This window comes from Anaerotignum sp., assembly GCF_030625865.1.
In the GTDB taxonomy this organism is placed as follows: Bacteria; Bacillota; Clostridia; order Lachnospirales; family Anaerotignaceae; genus Chakrabartyella.
Genome location: NZ_DAOUQB010000029.1, coordinates 16,773 through 35,747 on the forward strand (window position 1 = coordinate 16,773; position 18,975 = coordinate 35,747).

Here is an 18,975-nt window from a genome sequence, read left to right on the forward strand (position 1 = left end):
AATATATTTTATCATGTTCAGTATACCCGAAAACAGAACAAACATATGCGGAAGAAATCCTAAAAAAAGATGAAGAAGGAAGTCTTCGCCATGCTTCTTTCTTCATCAGAAATCTTTTAAATGTCTCCACAAAAGAGACTTTGATATTTTGTATTCCACTGGCCTTCCAATAAATCTCCATTCGCAGGGAGTAAAATAGGTAAAAGCTCAGCTTTTGTACTATCCAAAATTACCAGCTCTTTTTGTTGTGAAATATAAAATATTGAACTGTCTATTAAATCGCCACTTTTCTTCAATTCCTGCACAGCATTTTCTGTCAGTATATCAGAAAGATTCACCTCTTTTTGCTGTCTAAAATCAATGTTTATCGTTTTATAAAAGGGTCGTTCTCCCTTTGATCCCTTCCAACAAAGGGAAAGAAAATCACCATTTACAAAACCTTTTTCAATCTGAAGATGAAACACACTTTGTCCTTCTTCAACCATAAACTCATCTGCTAAAGACTGTATCGCTTGTCTGATTTCTTTATTCAGCCCTTTTTCATAACGTACATCATTTAAACCCATAATAACGGGAATCTCCAAACTATATTCCTTTTCTTCATTTTTCCCCAGTAATATATCATTGGCAACAATTGGTGTAGAGCCATCTTTTGTTTTTAATGAAATTTGTTTTTTCTCACTGTTCCAATGAACTTCAATGGAAAAAAAATCAGAAAGCACAGAGGCCTCTGCATAAAGGCATCCGTTAATCATTTCCGGATCCGTGGGAAGCGTGATATTATATCCGTGCATTTGGGCTTTTGTGCTGCCTGTGGAAAGAATTAGTTTTTTACCCTTATAGCTGATGATTGTGCTCCTTGACTCCCTATCCCAAGTCACAGTTCCTCCCAATCCTTGGGCTACGTTTCTTACTGGCAACAATAACATATCTTCCTCATCATAATATAAAGGTATATTCTCGCCCTCACTATATACCTTTGTTTGCTCTTCTTCCGTAATTTCTTCCTTAGGATTGGAAACCTCCATTTCCAGCTCTTTCGCCTCAGTCAACCGCATAGAAAGAGCAATTGCTCCACATATCATTGCAGCCGAAACACATACAATTATGGCCGTTTTTTTCAGAATCATGTTCTCCCTCATTCTCCTTTTTTAAAATAACGTAAATTTAATGATCACTCATTGTCTGCAAAGATCACATCCGTCGTCCCAAGGAATAATTTCACCTGATTTTCTCCCTCAGTCCCCTGATATTCCAAATCCATCTCCTGAAATGATGTATCCCAGCTTACTTTCGTCCCCGTTATACGACCCAAATCTTCTAAGTTAAAATAGACTTTCCCATCGTCTATATAATAGGATACTTTTCGTTTTTGACACTGAAATAAAACCTCCACATCTCCTTCTGCCTGCAATTTCTCAACATCTTCAGGCAATATAATTGTTACACCTAAAAGTCCGAATAGCAATTGGGCATCTTCAGACAATAAGGCATAATTTCCATCTTGATAAAATGTTTCAATTTTTCGTGTAGTTTTACCGATTTCCATATTCATTTCAAAAACCGTTCCCTTTTTCCAAGGGTTATCCACATCCGGATCCGTAGGATCCCAATTTCTTCTGGGATCATTATAGTCTATTTTCAGTGTATTGGGAAGCAAAAGCGGTTGCAATTCATTACTTTTGTAAATATTTACAGTGGTTCCATATGGACAATTATCATAAATCCACTTGGCATCTTCCACTGTCATTCTTATACATCCGTCTGATGCCGTTTCGCCCAGCTTATTATATTCTTCAAATTTTAAAGTGCTTTTATCTTGCTTTAAATATGGAACAGAATGAAAAAGGATATGTCCTGTAATTCTGGTTGCATATTGTCCATAAACATTTCCAAATAAAGGGCGCCACACATATTGGTCGGATGTGTGGAAAGTTCCTAAAGGTGTGTCCTCCCCACTAGAGCAAGCAAAAGTTTTTTCAATCACTAAATAATCACCTTTTTCATCCATAGCGTAAACAATGACAATATTTTGCCCCACATTCACAGCCACTTCATAAGGAAGTATTCCTTCTTCTGCTAGACATGGAACTTGCCAAATCAAAGTGCAAAAAAGCACGATCACACCAATAAGTTTTCTGTACATCTAATCCTCCTTAAAATACAAATAAACAAAAAATGCCACACTTGGCTTATTATATTTCTTTTTGGCATAAAAAGAAAGAATTTTAAAAATTTTTTAAGAAAAGGTTTTTTCTGTACTAATTCTGATATAAAACGAATTAAAATTTCCTAATTTTTTTAAAATTGTAATATGTTTGTCATTTGCCTTTTTCATAATTATATGGTATCATTCATGTTAGAGATTTCTCAGCAATTCATTAATGCAAGGAAAGGGTAGGTTTTTTATGGCAAAGGGAAACGGTACAAAGCTGATTGCACAAAATAAAAAAGCATATCATGAGTACTTTATTGAAGAAGTATTTCAAGCTGGAATCTCTTTAATAGGCACAGAAGTAAAAAGTCTGCGTGCAGGCAAGTGTAGTCTAAAAGAAAGTTTTATTCGCATTGAAAATGAAGAAGCTTTTATTTACAATATGCATATTAGCCCCTATGAGCAGGGAAATATATTTAATAAAGATCCCCTTCGAGTGAGAAGACTTTTGCTTCATAAAAACCAAATCCGTAAAATTGCTCAAGAAAGCCAAGCTGCCGGTTATACCATCGTTCCACTTAAGGTATATTTTGACCGAAGTCTGGTAAAAATTGATATTGCTTTAGCAAAAGGCAAAAAGCTTTATGATAAGCGAGATACCATTGCGAAGAATGATCAGAAACGTCAAGCTGAAAAAGATTTCAAAATTCGTAACCTTACCTTGTAATTTGAGTCAAACATTTTAATTAAGGGGATGTAATGGTTTCGACGGGAGTCTTGAAAATAGGGATAGCCATCCGCAGGCCGGTTAACTGCGTCATCAAGCCGGAAACTTTTAAAAAAGAAACGACAATAATAATTTAGCAATCGCTGCCTAATTGCGGCAGCCGTCGGCCTTTGATCACTCGCTGTCAGAGTAACCGGCGTCGACTAGGCGGGGCACTTTTTCACTTAAGCTTTGCGGTGAAAAAAGAATTATGAAGCTACTAAGGGATACAGCCTGTCAATCGGCGATATTCCAAGGGAATGTTAAAAGACTGACTGTGATGGGAGAAGTTCTTATGGATGGGTTTTCGGACAGGGGTTCGATTCCCCTCATCTCCATTTTTTTCTAGGTATTTTACAAAGCCTAGAAACTAGGGAAAACGCTGAATTATCAGCATTTTGAAGCATTTTATAAAATGCGTTCTGTGATACAAAAAGTTGCTCTGTGACATAAAAAAGGGGTTAAAAAAGCCCAAATATGTCACGAAATATGTCACGAAAACAGTAAAACAACCTCTTTTATAAGGGGTTGTTTTTGTTTATCATGCCTTGATTTAAAAACAGTCTCATGAAATATTAAAACATAAGAATATTACTTTAGGGATGTAGAGGTCAGAAGTTCAAATCTTGTCGCCTCATGACTTATAAAAGGCGTTGAAAATGTTCATTTAACAGTGTTTTTAGCACTTTTTTCTTTTTGTTTTTTCGTGTAAGTGGTTAGCTTAATTTTCAACTTTATCAAAGTCATTAAGGTGAGCTGCACCTAATTTGGGTCATAGAGAACGTAATTTCAAATTTTTAGTGCTCTTATAGTAATATCAAAGATATTGTCTATGTTAGTTAAGCAATTTTCCCTCTAATGATTATAAGGTCTACATCCATTAACGCCTTATACAGTGCAGTTCTCCAAGAGTTCTTTTCATATTCATAATTACTTAAATAAATTTGTTCTATGTATGTGCGTAAATGTTCTTTACCACCCTTATCTAATATATTCTGAAACATAGAATGATTAGCCGCAAGTTCTTCTACCGCCTTTTTGGAATATAGCTTGCCAAGTTCGAAAGCATTTAAATGGCTCGATAACCTGTAACTTAATTGTTTATCCGAAAGGTCACTGCAAACTCCAAATTCTATGTAAATTGGCTGCACTGATATAATTTTTGCAGAAAGCCACTCATTCGCTTGGCAATCATCATAGTAAGGATGTAGTGTCATGTCAGAAGCGTGTTTAAAATCCATTGAACGTTTATTTTCATTGCAATCCCTGCAAGCCGGCACCAAGTTTTGCGGAGTAACTGCTAGGAATGGGTATAAAGTTTTGGCTAAGTAGTGATCAAGCGTAGATACTTGACCAACACCACATATCGGACAAATTCCATTTTGCGCACTCAACTTAAGTCTATCATAGTACTTTCTACCAGGCTGTCCCAACTTTGCGAATTTATCAGTATATAATTTTATCATATCCTCTTTGTTTAAGTCTTCTGTCACTTTAGTATGATTCTGCAACAAATGTGCCGTAGTACTCTCCATTTTTCTATTGAAGTCTTCCGAATATGCGGTTATTTTGGCAATGGCATTTAAATATTTCAAGTCACTTCCATCACGCATATTACTCACGCAGCAATTGATAATCTCTCCAATTGACATTGTTGGTTTATCTATTTTTCGCATTACTTTACTCCTCCGTAAATTGAAGTGCCATAACCTTTAGAATACCTAATGCCTCTGCCCCTAATTGTCCATCAAACTCATCTTTTGCAGTGTCATAGTCCCCGTGTTCCTTATTTAAAACATCGCTTAGCATTTTATGAAAACCAGAATTTGTAACTTCTAGGCCAAACACTTCAGAGGTAAGGACACCTACATTTTCACCAAACGTTTCAATATGAGGTCGGTCTGCAGCTACTTCTTCCCCTGAACGCCGAATAATCCATACGCAACTTTTAGGAACCTCTTGCAATATCACAGGCGAATGAGTAGAAATAACTGCAACGCCATTTCTATTTATTAGAAGTTGGGAAAGGGCCCTTGTAAATGCCGATAGTAGTGGTGGATGTAGATGTAGCTCCGGCTCATCCAACAATACTAATGTGCATTCTTCAACCGTTTCAACTAAACGCGTTATTGTAAGTGCAACAATTTTATGGCCTGAACTCAGGGTATTAAATAGTTCTTTTATTGGTTGTTCGGCTTCACTACGAGTATAATTTTCCTTTATCCAATCAATGCAATCGATAATATTAATCTCTGAAAATATTGGGTCTGAATTTAAAATCCCTACTATTTTCTTCCAACGCTCATAACGTGTTCGCTTTGTCATACATAATTTCATAGAGTACGCAAATTGCTGGTCAAGGCTCATCTCTTCTCCATCAGAAGTACTTTTAATTCCTATATAAGTATACTTCATGTTATCATTATCCTGAACAGTAGGGAATTCATCAAAAGCGCTGAATGCCAAGCATACTATATTGGTGAAACGATTTCGTCTATTACCAAAAACAAATTCTCCAAATCCACACTCTTCCCTATAAATCGTATTAATCATATTCTTAAGAACCCATGTTTTCCCGACACCATTTCGACCAATGAGAACATGAATATTTGTTGGGGGATTTGATTCTGGTACTACCGAAAATTTCAGTTGTGTAGAAGTGGTGTCATCGGAATTTGGGTAATTATACTTAAATTTATACCTAGTTAACTTAGCTCCACCATTTGCCATGCGTCGAAACTGATTTTCGATAGTTGAAATAGGTATACCTCTCGTAAGAGATGTTGAAAATACGTCCAAAGACATATATCGTTGTAATAAATCGGGTTTAAAAGCTATATCATTCAAGCTATTTAGTACAGTTTCTCGCTTCTTCACGCCCAATTTATTTAGAGAATCGTAATAATCTGTATCTTGTCCAAGACTAATAAACTTTTGCGAATCAAGGTGTTGAAATTCCTCCGGCAATTCAGGTATATTGGAAACCTTACCTGCTACCTGACCGATTTTAACCTGACCAATTTCTATAGTTTCTTTCTTTTTATTAATATAATAAAGTGTGTAAAGATTTTCATATCTCCACCAGTCATTCCAAGAATTATTATGCTGTAAAATGAAAGTACCTACTTTATATTCCTTATCATCTTCGCTATTGCAAATAAATAATGCCAAATAATATCCCCTCTTCCTTAAAATCTCATTATATAGTCAACATTTACATATGCAATCATTACCCTTTTCGGACCATTTGATGAGGACAATTAACCTGAATATCATAAATACCAACATCTCTCTGGTTGCAATTATGGGCCATGTTTTATGATATGGTATAGGTTCAGGTTTAAATTCAGGGGAATTAATATTTTGACGTTTTATCTCAAAGTAATTCCATTCAAATACTTTTCTGCATTTTTCACAGGTATGAGTATCTGTTAATATAATAGGCATGGCTTTCTCCCTTTCTAAACTTTTTTGAATGATAAATTTCATTAGTTTAAGATTTTTATGCTATTGATGCAGATGCTTTATTATCATTTCTACAGTCAATTAAAAAAATTGATTCACCAACCATACTTTCATATCCAGCGTTTATAACTATCTCCTTGGCTGATTGATATTCACCTTCAGAAAAGCAAAATATTGCTATTAAACTTCCATCGGTGCAATTTGCCGCTTCATATATTTTAACTTGAGTAAACACATGACTTAGTGTTGAATTACTTGCGAGTTTAAACTCAATAATGTTTTGATTGTGTTGTCCCATTGATACTATGAAATCAGCTTGACCTCTTCCATTATTTGCTTCCGCATCTACCTTATAATTAGTTTCGTACCAAACAAAGCGAAACAACCTTTGCAAATCATTTTCTTTGGCAATCTGTTTACCTTTAACATATAAGTTTTTATAACCATCACACTCTTCAATAATGTGTTTGAAAAATTTCAATCTTTTTTTAGCTTCTTCTCTTGCTGATAATTTTTCTTCAAGAAGATATTTATTCGAAGCAAAAAGAGAAATCAAATTTTTTGAAGCTATTAAGAATTTTTCAAGTTGTTTGTTTAATTCTTGAGTACATTGCGATTTAATTTCAGTAGTATTTGTTTCTTGCAACTTAATATAGTAATCATATAGCTCTGGATACTCTCTCGCAATCTCTTTAAAAGCATCTTTCTCAATTTTCTGTATTGACTTCTCTCTAATAGCTCTTCGATTTTCCCTCTGAATTGTTTCATAATGTTGTACCGCCTGCATAATATAATTGTTTACGTATGTACGCAGACTTACATTTTTAATAACTGAACGAATCCGTTCGTGACTTTTATAAAAGTCATCTCTATTTATTGATGGCTCATCCTCTCTAAGAATATCAAATGGTGTTAGTAAAACATATTCAACTTGTCCCTTTTTATTATATACGAATGGAAGTAGATACTCCTTGCTTACAAAACTTTCTGTCTCATAATTAAAAAATGCTCTTTCAACAGGAAATATTCTGCACAAATCAGGATTTATGTATTCTTTCGCAAAAGCTTCAGTGTATTCACAAAGAAAAAATTTTATTAAATTAACTGTCAAATCACTAATTTTATCCTTTCCACTTCCTTCATAAAGTAACATGGTTTTTTCAATGTGTGGACTTTTAGATATTCCATTAGTGTCAAGTGCAAATCCAATATTATGAAATAGAAAATCGGCAAATTTATGTCCCAATGCCAATCCTTTGTTTCCTACTAAAGAATATCCTAACCAATTATTGGGGACTTCACTAAAATTGAACCATGCATCTATTTCTTTTGTTGAAATGCATTGTTTCACTTTCATATATAGGAAATGAAAATATTTTATAATTTCTTCATGTAGAGATTTGTATTCTGGCTTATCACTATTAAAAATTAACATTGGGTCTATAAACAAAGGAATATCACACACTAAAGAAATATCTACTGCACCATAAGCTTTTATCAAGTCTTCATCAACTTGAAATCTTTCTGAAAAAAACATAAAGAGTTCCTCCCGTCCTTAAATCTTAAAAATTTATTAGGTATATTAGAATATACAATTAATGTAATGCATCATCAATCAGTCCTATTCTTCCATTTGGATCAAACTCTACTCTAATATCATCTTTTGGAACAAAATCAGGGTATCCATTATTTACTACTATCAGCTGCATACTCTCTCCTAATTCTTGTTCAAATTCAATAAAAGTTTTAATTACTGAATTGAAAATTTCCTCATCTCTAAATTCTTCCTGTGATACATCTGCTCCTAGATTTTTTCTAGGACTATCAATCATCAATAAGTTTAAGTGATAATATTTGTCTGTATCTAAAGTTACATTTAATATTGCTAAATAATAAGCTATTACTATTAATGTCACTCCTCCTAAACTGCCTAGGTCATTATATTTCCTACCCCTTACATAAGGTAAATATGTCTTTGAGTCTATGTACCCAAAATCCAATTTGGGAAAATGAAATGCTTTTAAATAATTATTAAATACAGTCGATAGCTCTTTTGTGACTTCATTTTTATCATTTTGATCAGTTGAAATTTTACCTATATTTTTTCTAATGCTAGATAAATCATCCTCTTTATTTTTTAGCAATTTAAGAAGTCGTTCATGTTCTTCTAGCATTTGTAGATTAAAATCTAATTCATGTAACTGGCGATTGAATTTTCCCATTTCAAAATTTAAGTACTCTATCTTTTCAATATATGGATTTATATACCCTTGTTGCAAATGTTCTAATTCACCCTCTTTCTCAGCTAACTCTTTGTTTTTCTCACTTATTTTTCTGTCAAAAGTATCACTTTTTGCTTGTTCAACCGAAATATGTTTTTTTAATTCCGTATGTCTGCTTTTTAATGAACTCATGTCTTTTTTTACTTGCAATAAATCACTAATTTCACTTGACATATCACTACCACATAATTTACAATGAGTCTCTTCATTACGTTCCTTCAAAGTTTTAAGACAATTAGGACAAACAATAAAATTATACTTATTTATTTCAGGAACACCTAATAAAATCATTTTACATTTATCAACATCATTCTGATATTGATTTAATAGCAATCTAAGCTTTTCTATATATTCATCTTGATCTAATTTTTGTTCAATAAAAGCCTTTAATTCCTGTTTCAACTTAACGACTTCATTTCTTAATAATCTGGTCGTTTCATTTCCTATAACTTTATCATTTTTCACTCTTGTCAGCTCATCATTTAATGATAAAATACGATCTTTTATTTCATTCTTCTTACTGCGATAAGTTGCTATATTTCCAATATCCGTTGTACTTATAAATTTTTCTACACCCTCCAATTGAAGTTTAAAATTATCTTTTTCTACCGTTTTTTCTTTAAGTGTTGCTTTCAGCTCCGCTAACATATCATCATAAACATTAAAAATTATCTCAAAAGTACTTTTTCTTTTATTATTTTTAAACCAAATAGATTCACCCATTAAGTCTTCTGTATCAACTTCTGTCTGTTTCAAATAAGAAAATTTAAAAATATCTCTAAAGCTTAAATTTTGATTCATAATTTTTATATTTCCTAAGCCTAGCTTATTAATTAAAAATGATGATAGGGATTTTTCATTACTTGGTACATCAAATTCAAAAGTATCCAGATATTTGTATGTTTCTGTCTCTTGATTCCACTCGTCAACTCTTATTGGTAACATAAACTCAAATAATTTTCTTGTAATCCTATATTTTTTTGATTCTATTTGAATTTCTAATTCAACATCTGTACATGATTCACCTATTTCAATATATGATTTATGAGAGTCTGATCCTAAAGCATAATCTATCATTTCTAAAATAGATGTTTTTCCTGTAGATGTTGGTCCAGAAATATAATTCAAACCTTGTTTAAATGTAACTACATAACTATTTTTTTTACCAACTAATCGCAATGCTTCAATATATAATCTAGTCAATATTGGCCCTCCCATACATTTTTAGATCTATCAATAATATCTTCATTTATCTTTTTATCAGACATCTTAATTACGTTATGCAAAATATATTCTCCAGCTTTTGAAAGTGAACTCATATACTCACATTCCATATTCTTCAAAGCCTTTTCGCCATATTGCTCTATATGATAAGTATTCGTTGAATAAGAAATCATTTTTTTTGATACTAAAATTGATAATACAGCATCATATAATGAATAATTTGGCTTCATAAAATAAAAAGCATATTTTTCGTCAAAATTTTGTCTCTTTCTTTCTTCTTCCGTCATAAATGGAAACCTCATATAAAAATCAAACATAACAATCTTTTTTCCTGTTAAATGAAACTTTTCTTTTGCCTTAAATATTTCTACTATTTTTAATACCCTGATTAACGTTAAATAAAAATCAAAAAACTCAATATTCTTAACCATTTCCGTCATCTTTTTCTGCCTCCATATATAATTCCAGCTTTTGTATATAACCATCAACCCATCCTAATTTTTTGTCTTCCGCTAATTGATGTCGCATGCCTTTCTTTGCCAAAAGACTAATATCATTTGATGATTTCAATGTTGTTGTATCTAAATCTTCAATTCTTAAATATGTATTATTTGCAAGTTCGTTACCATCTGTTGGATGTTTATACATATTGTATTGCGTCTTCCAGACACTTCGTAATTTTTTTTGAAGTTGGTTATAAGCGATTTCTTCCTTTGTCTGACCTTTACTCAATATCTTTTGTTTAGCAATTTCTGCATTAAAAAAATCATTTTTATAATCATCTATATCAAAAATATTTGCAGACTCCAACATCTTCACAAAGATGCAGTCCTTATATGAAATATCAGAAAAATCATTAATATCATATATTATTTCATTATATATACGAGCATTTTCTTCTTTCAAATAATTTTTAATTTCCTTAAGCGCTAAACGGAGATCTTCATCAAAAACTCTATCGTACATATCACACTCTTGAAGTATCATTAATAATCTACTTCCGTCCATTAGCTCTACTTTAAGATTATCATCCTGCTGCTTCTCCGTTTTCCAATTAGACCACCATTTATGGTTTTCTACTGTAAAAAGAATAGGAACACATAAATACCACTCAGCCACTTTGTATTTTTCTGTCACCGTCTTATAAGATTCTTTTATTTGAGACTTTTGTGTAGCACCAATTCCATCAATAAAATATTTGCATTGGTAAACTATCATATGTTTATCTAAATCTCCCACCAATACATCAATTCCATCATCCCCTGGTGAAGCTTGAACAGCATATGCATTTTCAAACTTTTTTTGAAATAACTGTATACATATTTTCTCAAATATATCTCTTGCACCATGGTCCCCGTATTTTTCTCTTAAATACCTGAAATCTCGTTCCATAAAATACCATCCTTATAAAATCTTTATCCAAGTTCCCACAAAGAAAAATCAACATTTTTTCTATGCTAATCATTATAAAATGCCATAAGAGCTATTTTCTGTATAATATCATTATACACATTTATACAAATTCTTCCATAATTTTGTATAATTTTATATGTTTAATAAAAAAAATTTCATTATATTTCTTTTTATTTAATTTTTTGTAAAAAAATAACCCCCTAAAGGGGGTTATTTTCATAATTATAATTAATAATTCCTAATAATCAATTCCTTATATTTACTTCCTGTTTCACCCATGGTCAATTTTAAATTATGAGACCGCTCCACTTCTTCAATGACAAAATCCTTATAAAGCTCTCTGATAAATTCATCATCATTATATGATAAAATAAATTTTCCTTTGATACCTTTAACGTATCTCTCAACAAAATATGCATTTCTTCATTGAACACATCCTCACCTGTATCATAATACTTTTCCGTATTGTGATAAGGTGGAGCACAATAAAAGAGCGTCCCCTTTCCATCTTGGGCAGGAATTAATTTTGTAAAACTCTTATTTTCGATCAGTACACCGTCAAGACGTTCTTTCACCTGGTGCAAAACATTTAAATCAACTGTCTTTCTAGCTCTGCAACCAAAAGAACTAACTGTTGCCCCATATTCTTTCGGAACTATTCAAAAGTATTTTTATGATAATTGTGGCAGTAATCTCAGCAACATTTCTTCAATCGTTTTCAAAATGGTCACCAGAAAAAGCTCTCTTAGTTTTTGAGTGCTGTGCCATTGTACTGATTGTTGTTTTGGTTGGGATTTGGTTGGACAAGCCATGGAGGAAAAAATGAAGAATTTATGCAATAAAAAAGGCACTGGGAAACCCAGCACCACATCCAAATTGATTATAGCATAAATTCATTTTTGAAACAAGATATTTCATATCGAATACATAGGAGGTTTTTATGAGTAAATTTGATGTTTGCCCAATTTGCGGAGCAACTTTGGACCATGGGGAAACCTGTGATTGTAATGGTGACTATAATAAGGAAGAAACACAGAAAATTTGTGATAAGGAAGAACAAAAAGAATAGGTAAAAAATGTGCCCCTCTCTTGCGGTGTCAAGGGTGGGGCAAGGTTTTAATAAAATAGCGAGATGCGTTTGTGGGGTGAAAATATGAAGTTTTCTAAAATTACATCACTGGCAAAAAGAAATAAGACCGCAATATTAATGAAGGATGAAGATGGTCAACAATGGCTAAGCATTGGTAGTGCTGTCTATCGGTTGGAGAATATGCCTGTATTGGATGAGGACACCGTTTTAACTGTAATGGGTGTATCGGATGATAAAAGGGAAAAGTGGCTGACAAGATGTGAAGAAGAATCTTCACGAATACTAAAAAATGACTTATCCGATGAGGTGGAGGTAACCGCAGAGGATGCGGGAATTACCGTCATTTATGGGGGAAGCTTGCTCACGCCTATATACACATTTGATGGTGTTATTTGGATTGATACCGAATTAATGGCACCTACCGTGAAAAAGGAAACTGGTTACACACGATATTTTATTCGAAAAAGTGGTGGGGCAAGAGCCATTGCTGTGAAAGATGGGATGGTGCTGTCTGCTGTAATTATGGAGTATAGGCAAGGTAGAACATCTCTTTATGAAGCTTTGGATACACTTGCCGACAGATGCAGGGCTGAGGAGAGGCGTGACGCCGCAGAAAAATGAAGCGGGTCAAATAAGCAAAATGAATAAATAAAATGCCCCTCTCCTATAGGCGTAGGAAGAAGGGCGGGGCTTTTGATAAAAACCCAAGATATAGTACTTATATTATACAACATAGTACATCGTTTCACAAGTATTTTGGGTTGTTTTCCAAGTAAAAGCCTGTTTCTAAAACCTAGGAATTTAGGGGCAAAGTTGCCCTTTAACTCCTCGATAACAAGATTAACATTAGGGCTATGGTTATTTATAGAAAGGGGTAAAGCAATGCCAAGATATAGAAAACACATATGGGCAGGAGACGTATATGAGTGTGAGGAGTATTACTCCCCAAGAGCCATTGGAAAAAAATATAACAGAGGGCAAAATGAACTACTTACTTCCGAGGAACAGAAAGAACGAAATTTGAAATTGGCCAGAAGAAAATTATCCAGATTGATTAATGCAAATTTCAAACAGGGAGATTTGTTTATTACTCTTACATATCGAAATAGATTATCCCGGGAAGAAATCAAAAGAGAGCTGCGGAACTTTTTGAGCCGCTTAAGACGGTGGAGAAAGAAAAAAGGATTTTCTGCTATAAAGTACATCGTAGTAACAGAATCGGAAAGCGGGCGTGAGCATCATCATCTTTTGGTAAATGCCATGGATATTACTCTAAAGGAAATGACGAAATTGTGGGGGAACGGTAGAGTTATGATTTCCCAATTAGAACCGGGCGGAGATTATACAGGTCTGGCCAGATACATAACCAAGGAAAATGTAAAAGAGTATGAAAAAAGATGGTCCACCAGTAGAAATTTGGTACAACCAAGAGTTGTTGTGAAAAAAATAAATTCGGCCAACCCCAAAAAGAAACCCAAACCTCCCAAGGGGTTTTCTTTCATTTCTTTACCCCTTTCTAGACTTTTTACATTGATTCTTTGCAATCTGTACAGAAGCTTTTACCTGTTTTTTTCTTATTTATTGAAGCTTAAGCTTTATCTTGATAGTCAGAAAGTTTCTCTAATAGGCTTTTCTGGTAGGCTTGGATTCTTTTGTTCCCCTCTCCACATGAGCCCCATGCAATGATTGTTTTTTCGTTTTTTTCGTCTGCAATACACCTTTGAATGACCTCTTGGTTTTCCTTGTTGTAATCCTCTTCCGTTTTATCCACAATCAGCTTGTTGTAGTGAAGCTTTGAACCGAGGTTTACAAGGTCACACCCTCCATAGCCCATAGCGTGGAGATTTTTGATTACTAGGCTTGTGGTTAGGTCTGTTACAATGCAGTTGGCTTCTGCTGGTGAAGTCATGATTACAACAGCCTTTGGCTTCTTCTCTTCCCATTCTAGGGTTAGCAAAAACTTGTGTTTCCTGTCCTTCGAAAAGGTGCATTTGCTTCTAATGGTTGCTTTTTCAGTGATGGGCATGGTTTGTCCTCCTTTAATATTATAGAACTGGTAATGTTCATGTTTATAATATTAGTTTATAGGAGTGGTTGATTCGCATTATCTTACAAAAATTAGAAAAATTTGAAATTTATTATAATTAATTGTATAATATGTGGGATCGATGTAGGCAAAATAATTTTGTTTTTAAAAATAATAGGAAACTAGATAGCAAAATTCTCAACTGTGTGGAGGTTTAATTAGTGATTTGTTAACTATACATTGGAGGAGTATTAAATGAAATTATCTAAAATTAAGATTAAAAATTTCAGAACATTTGAAGAAGAGAAGACAATTGATATTTATGACTTTACTTCACTTATTGGTGCCAATAATTGCGGTAAATCAACCATTTTAAAAGCAATTGAACTATTTCTCAATCAGGAAAAGCCGATTGACTCTGACTGGTGTAAAACATGCACTGGTGACATTGAAATTACAGCAACATTTTCTGATATTCAAGAATGGGAAAGAGATTTACCAGGTGTAGCAGGAATAATCCAGGAAAATGAAATTAAGCTTAAGGCTACTTATGACAGGGAAACTAAAAAGCCCAAATATGAAGCATTTATTCAAATGGAGATAATCAATGATATTAATATTAATGATAATTTTACTTCTATAAATAGTGAATACAAAGAGATACTTAAAAGCATTGGAATTACGACTGCAAATGAATGGAAAGCAGTAGCTAATAAAGAACGCTTTAAACAACATCTAAGAGATAATCATCCTGGTAAAATCAGACTTGAAACTGCTGATTGGACTTCCGAAAATATTAGCATTGATGCTGCGTTAAAACAAGCAATACCACATGTTGAGATTCTACCAGCAGTACGTGATGCTAGTGAAGAAACAAAACCACAAGCAAAAACTACATTTGGCAAGCTTTTGAATACCATTATTTTGCCAGCGATTCAAAGCACTCAAGAATTTAGTGAATTGAAGACATCTGTAGCAAAACTATCTGCAAAGTTGAGAGCGAAAGGTGAGGAGAATGGGGCACCAGAAGCTATTAGTAAGATGGTTGGGGAAATAACTGAACGAATGTCTGAATTGGTCAATATTAAAGCCATTTTAGATATATCTGAACCAGATACAGAAAAGTTTCTTGGTTCTAATGCAATACTGAAGCTCGATGATGGAACAGAAACTGAAATATCATATCAAGGACATGGGGCGCAGAGAGCACTGATTTTTTCACTTATTGATATAATTGCAAATCAAAGTAATCAAATAACCAGGGGTGATGAAACTATTCATACCCGAGCAACTATACTTCTTTTTGAAGAACCTGAATTGTACTTGCATCCACATTTAATGAAAAGATTAAAAGAATCTTTAATAAAAATATCACAAAAACATTCATGGCAAGTAATTATAAGTACGCATTCTCCATTTTTAATAGATATAATAGAAAATCCAAAATCTTTAGTTTTACTTAGAAAGACTGAAGGAGTACTTGCACCAAATGTATCTCAGCTTAAGGAAATTCCATTTAGTGATGATTCAAAAGAGGCATTACGTGCAGCTTTAGATTTTCACCCAACAGTTACAGAAGCATTCTTTGCACAACGGGTTATACTAGTTGAAGGCGATACTGAAATTGCGGTCTTGAAACACACTAAAAAATTATATTCTAAATATGGAATTGATTCGAAAAAATATTACGATACAACAGTAGTTTCATGTGGAGGTAAATGGACAATACCTGCAATTGCTCAAGTTATGACGAAACTTAATATACCATATAGAATAATCCATGATAATGATGCAAAAGGACGCACTGAAAAAGAATTAGCAGAAATTACATATCCAATAGATCCATATAAAGCAAATAATAAGATACAAGAATCAGTAGGAGACCCTACTAAAATATTCATTGTAAAAGATACTTTTGAAGATGTCTTATGGGAAAGAAGCGACAATGAGAAAGTTTCATCAAAGGATAAGCCGTATAAATCATGGAAAAGAATTAATGAACTAATTGAAACAGAGGATTTTGAAACTAAATTTCCAGAACTAAAGAAAATATACGAATTTGCATTTAATTGGTAATTTTATTTTTGAAATGTATAGACTGCAATATTTCTTGTACTTGTAAGAATTATATATAACAAACAGGGGTGATATTATTGTTTTACTTGTTTTTTACAAAGTATAAAAATACATTACATAGAGGAAGTTTCAAAAACATTTCTCTTCCTGAATATGTAATGCTCTTCGTATTAGTAGTTAGCTTACTATTCTTACTATTTCAATCTTTTTTCGGAAAGTCAGTGATTTTACTTTTAGTGTCGCTTCTGATTATAGGTATAGATACAATAATAATGATACTATACGAAAAAAAGAAGGAATTAAATCAGATTGACACACTAACTGAAGATTACAAGCAAAATGTAATTTGTACGCTAATAGATTTACTAAAACAAGATACTTACAATTTATACACCGCCGAAGGGATTGAATGGTTAATTCATAGTTGCGAAATACATATTGAGCCAAAGCAGTTTACCTCATTAAGCTCCACCATTTTCCCTATTTTTACATTAGCCTATGGTATTGCCATAAAAGATATGACTTCAGAAAAAGTATTAACTACAACAATTGGCATTATAGCATTGTTAGTTATATTTGCAATACTTAATAAATATATTTTCAGTATTATTAGAGAGACTCTCGCAAATCCTGATTTAAGGTTATCCAAGTATCTTAAAAGTGAGCTAGAGTATGTACGCATTCAGTATAGAAATGAAAATGAAATCCAAACTTTACAAAGCACGGAAATTTCATAATATAATCTCTTAATTTTCATATTTTTTTCTATGATTAAGAGGGAGTATGGAAACCGCAAAATATTATGTGTGCGTAGACCTCTCTTAAAAAGTATTAGAATTGGAGAAAAGACATGAGCCAAAAATCATCCGAAGATTATGACATTAATAGTATAAAAACTCGTGTATGTGAAGAGCTAAAACACATAATTTGGGGCAATATAGGATTGTTTATTACGTTTTTAGGATTGATATTATACGAGTACACGCTTTATGCAAAATACCGGAATCCTGAAACAAACAATCTTGCAATAGCACATGATATTAATAAATATGCCATGACAATTATTATTCTACTTGTATTTCAAAACGTACATTGGATATCAAGAATTAGAAAACTTTGTTAAAAACGAAGGATAAGGATGAGTGTTAGCCATATTATATGACGAGGCTTTTATATATGGTGGTTCATGTACAGAAATCATATCCGAATTTAGTGGATACCTTAACCAGGTACTTCCTGTCCTTTGAAAAGGTGCATTTACTTCTGATGGTTGCTTTTTCTGTAATTGGCATTGATATTTTCCCCTTTAGCATTATTGTATTAATAATGTTCAAGTTTATAATATTAATTTGTAGGAGGTTTTTTTCTTTTATAAGATGAAGTTGCGAGTGAATATATGGAATACATTGGCATTTTATGCGATGTGGAGCTATAATTAAATGAATGCTAAAGATAAGAAACTATGCTTACAATGAAATGATTTTATAATATATAGGAGCATTTTAAGCATAGTAGGATTTATAATAAGTAGCAATTGCAGAGTCTATACGAAGATTAAAATGGAGAAGATGATATTATGACAAACGAGGAACTTGTAAAGGGTATAGCAAACAACACAATAAGTTTAGGACACATTACATCTGAACAGATAGAAGAACTAATAGAAAAAGAGATAAGTTCAGAATATATTTTAAGGTGTACAGACTATACTATTAGGTCATTAATAGCAATGAATGATAAGTGGGCTGAATACTTTGCAAACGATAGTCGCAGAGAAGTACGTAAAGAGGTGGCTAAAAATAAACGTTGTTTAAAGGAACTAGCTAAAGACGTGTCATATGAAGTCAGAGTTGAAGTAGCTAAGGCAGGTTTTAGTAACTTAGAGTTGGCTACAGATTCAGATTATAGAGTAAGAATGGCTGTAGCTAGTATGGGTCTTTTTGGAGAGACACTAGTTAAAGACAAAGATTATAGAGTACGGGCTTCATTAGCAGATGCTGGTGTCATGCTAGACATATTAAAAGATGATGAAAACGATAATGTAAGGTCACGTGTAGCATCAAAAGGGGTTTATCCTGAACAATTTAGCAAAGACAAGGCTATCATAGTTAGAAATAATATAGCAAATTTCGAAAATGGCACTTTGAATTTAACACATGACACTAACCCTATGGTTAGGAGTACAGCAAAAATAGCTTCAAACTTAGAGAAGTATGCAGTAAAGTAGTTTGTTGGTATACAATGTAATGGTTGATTGACTTAAGACCATATTTAGAATATGCTTGAGGGCGATTTATAGTGGATACCTTAACAGGTACTTCATCTCCATTGAAAGAACCCTCGAATTAAGCTTTTATAGGCTGATTCGAGGGTTCTTTCGTGCTTGAAATGGGGTTATCAGGGTGTTTTGGCTTTGATTTATGTACATCTGGTGGTTAGATAGTCGATTCCCTCAGAAATTGTGTTGTATTTCGTTTT

General features: G+C 33.0%; 17 protein-coding genes and 1 other RNA gene. 8 read left to right on the plus strand and 10 right to left on the minus strand.

The features are described 5' to 3' along the window. Nucleotides 1-116: 116 nt before the first annotated feature. Both P9Q65_RS09395 and P9Q65_RS09400 read right to left on the minus strand, forming a co-directional pair. A complete protein-coding gene (locus P9Q65_RS09395; protein ID WP_304509162.1) occupies nt 117-1,130 on the minus strand; it encodes a copper amine oxidase N-terminal domain-containing protein in 1,014 nt (337 codons plus the stop codon). A gap of 44 nt (nt 1,131-1,174) precedes the next feature. Next, the gene (locus tag P9Q65_RS09400; protein ID WP_304509163.1) at nt 1,175-2,146 is read right to left on the minus strand and encodes a L,D-transpeptidase; all 972 of its coding nucleotides are present in this window, start codon (nt 2,144-2,146) and stop codon (nt 1,175-1,177) included. Between the two features lie 262 nt (nt 2,147-2,408). Between P9Q65_RS09400 and smpB the strand changes: the two genes are divergently transcribed. Then, the gene (gene smpB, locus P9Q65_RS09405; protein WP_304509164.1) at nt 2,409-2,882 is read left to right on the plus strand and encodes an SsrA-binding protein SmpB; all 474 of its coding nucleotides are present in this window, start codon (nt 2,409-2,411) and stop codon (nt 2,880-2,882) included. 23 nt (nt 2,883-2,905) lie between these two features. Continuing rightward, nucleotides 2,906-3,262: a transfer-messenger RNA gene (gene ssrA, locus P9Q65_RS09410) on the plus strand. 498 nt (nt 3,263-3,760) lie between these two features. On the opposite strand, the gene P9Q65_RS09415 is transcribed toward ssrA, so the two are convergent. The 7 genes from P9Q65_RS09415 to P9Q65_RS13465 all read right to left on the minus strand — a co-directional run bounded on the left by P9Q65_RS09415 (nt 3,761) and on the right by P9Q65_RS13465 (nt 11,964). Further along, nucleotides 3,761-4,597 carry an HNH endonuclease gene (locus P9Q65_RS09415; protein ID WP_304509165.1) on the minus strand — a complete coding sequence of 279 codons (837 nt, stop codon included), beginning with the start codon at nt 4,595-4,597 and terminating at the stop codon, nt 3,761-3,763. A 4-nt stretch (nt 4,598-4,601) separates the two neighbouring features. Beyond that, the gene (locus P9Q65_RS09420) at nt 4,602-6,092 is read right to left on the minus strand and encodes an AAA family ATPase (protein WP_304509166.1); all 1,491 of its coding nucleotides are present in this window, start codon (nt 6,090-6,092) and stop codon (nt 4,602-4,604) included. A gap of 331 nt (nt 6,093-6,423) precedes the next feature. Further along, nucleotides 6,424-7,923: a hypothetical protein gene (locus P9Q65_RS09425; RefSeq protein WP_304509167.1), complete on the minus strand. Its 1,500-nt coding sequence runs from the start codon at nt 7,921-7,923 to the stop codon at nt 6,424-6,426. Nucleotides 7,924-7,981: 58 nt separating this feature from the next. Continuing rightward, entirely contained in the window at nt 7,982-9,871 is a 1,890-nt protein-coding gene (locus P9Q65_RS09430) for an AAA family ATPase (protein ID WP_304509168.1), read from the minus strand. Then, nucleotides 9,868-10,332: an ABC-three component system middle component 2 gene (locus tag P9Q65_RS09435; RefSeq protein WP_304509169.1), complete on the minus strand. Its 465-nt coding sequence runs from the start codon at nt 10,330-10,332 to the stop codon at nt 9,868-9,870. Before P9Q65_RS09435 ends, P9Q65_RS09430 begins: the two co-directional genes overlap by 4 nt. Further along, on the minus strand, nt 10,316-11,284 hold the full coding sequence (locus P9Q65_RS09440) for an ABC-three component system protein (RefSeq protein WP_304509170.1): 969 nt from the start codon (nt 11,282-11,284) through the stop codon (nt 10,316-10,318). Before P9Q65_RS09440 ends, P9Q65_RS09435 begins: the two co-directional genes overlap by 17 nt. A 308-nt stretch (nt 11,285-11,592) precedes the next feature. Beyond that, on the minus strand, nt 11,593-11,964 hold the full coding sequence (locus P9Q65_RS13465; RefSeq protein WP_442870849.1) for a DNA adenine methylase: 372 nt from the start codon (nt 11,962-11,964) through the stop codon (nt 11,593-11,595). A 281-nt stretch (nt 11,965-12,245) separates the two neighbouring features. Here P9Q65_RS13465 and P9Q65_RS09445 point away from each other — a divergent pair, with 281 nt between their 5' ends. The 3 genes from P9Q65_RS09445 (at nt 12,246) to P9Q65_RS09455 (ending at nt 14,081) form a co-directional block, all read left to right on the plus strand. Further along, a complete protein-coding gene (locus tag P9Q65_RS09445) occupies nt 12,246-12,374 on the plus strand; it encodes a hypothetical protein (RefSeq protein WP_304509171.1) in 129 nt (42 codons plus the stop codon). 84 nt (nt 12,375-12,458) lie between these two features. Next, nucleotides 12,459-13,016 (plus strand): hypothetical protein, encoded by a 558-nt coding sequence (locus P9Q65_RS09450; protein ID WP_304509172.1) that lies wholly within the window; start codon nt 12,459-12,461, stop codon nt 13,014-13,016. A gap of 261 nt (nt 13,017-13,277) precedes the next feature. Next, the gene (locus tag P9Q65_RS09455; protein ID WP_304509174.1) at nt 13,278-14,081 is read left to right on the plus strand and encodes a rolling circle replication-associated protein; all 804 of its coding nucleotides are present in this window, start codon (nt 13,278-13,280) and stop codon (nt 14,079-14,081) included. Here P9Q65_RS09455 and P9Q65_RS09460 read toward each other — a convergent pair. Next, nucleotides 13,984-14,421, minus strand: a complete 438-nt coding sequence (locus P9Q65_RS09460) for a DUF1643 domain-containing protein (RefSeq protein ID WP_304509175.1) — start codon at nt 14,419-14,421, stop codon at nt 13,984-13,986. The two genes, P9Q65_RS09455 and P9Q65_RS09460, sit on opposite strands and share 98 nt — an antisense overlap. A gap of 255 nt (nt 14,422-14,676) precedes the next feature. Between P9Q65_RS09460 and P9Q65_RS09465 the strand changes: the two genes are divergently transcribed. From P9Q65_RS09465 to P9Q65_RS09475, 3 genes are all read left to right on the plus strand, one after another. Next, a complete protein-coding gene (locus P9Q65_RS09465; RefSeq protein ID WP_304509176.1) occupies nt 14,677-16,497 on the plus strand; it encodes an ATP-dependent nuclease in 1,821 nt (606 codons plus the stop codon). Between the two features lie 77 nt (nt 16,498-16,574). After that, entirely contained in the window at nt 16,575-17,234 is a 660-nt protein-coding gene (locus P9Q65_RS09470) for a hypothetical protein (RefSeq protein WP_304509177.1), read from the plus strand. 839 nt (nt 17,235-18,073) lie between these two features. After that, nucleotides 18,074-18,724: a HEAT repeat domain-containing protein gene (locus P9Q65_RS09475; protein WP_304509178.1), complete on the plus strand. Its 651-nt coding sequence runs from the start codon at nt 18,074-18,076 to the stop codon at nt 18,722-18,724. Nucleotides 18,725-18,975: the final 251 nt, after the last annotated feature.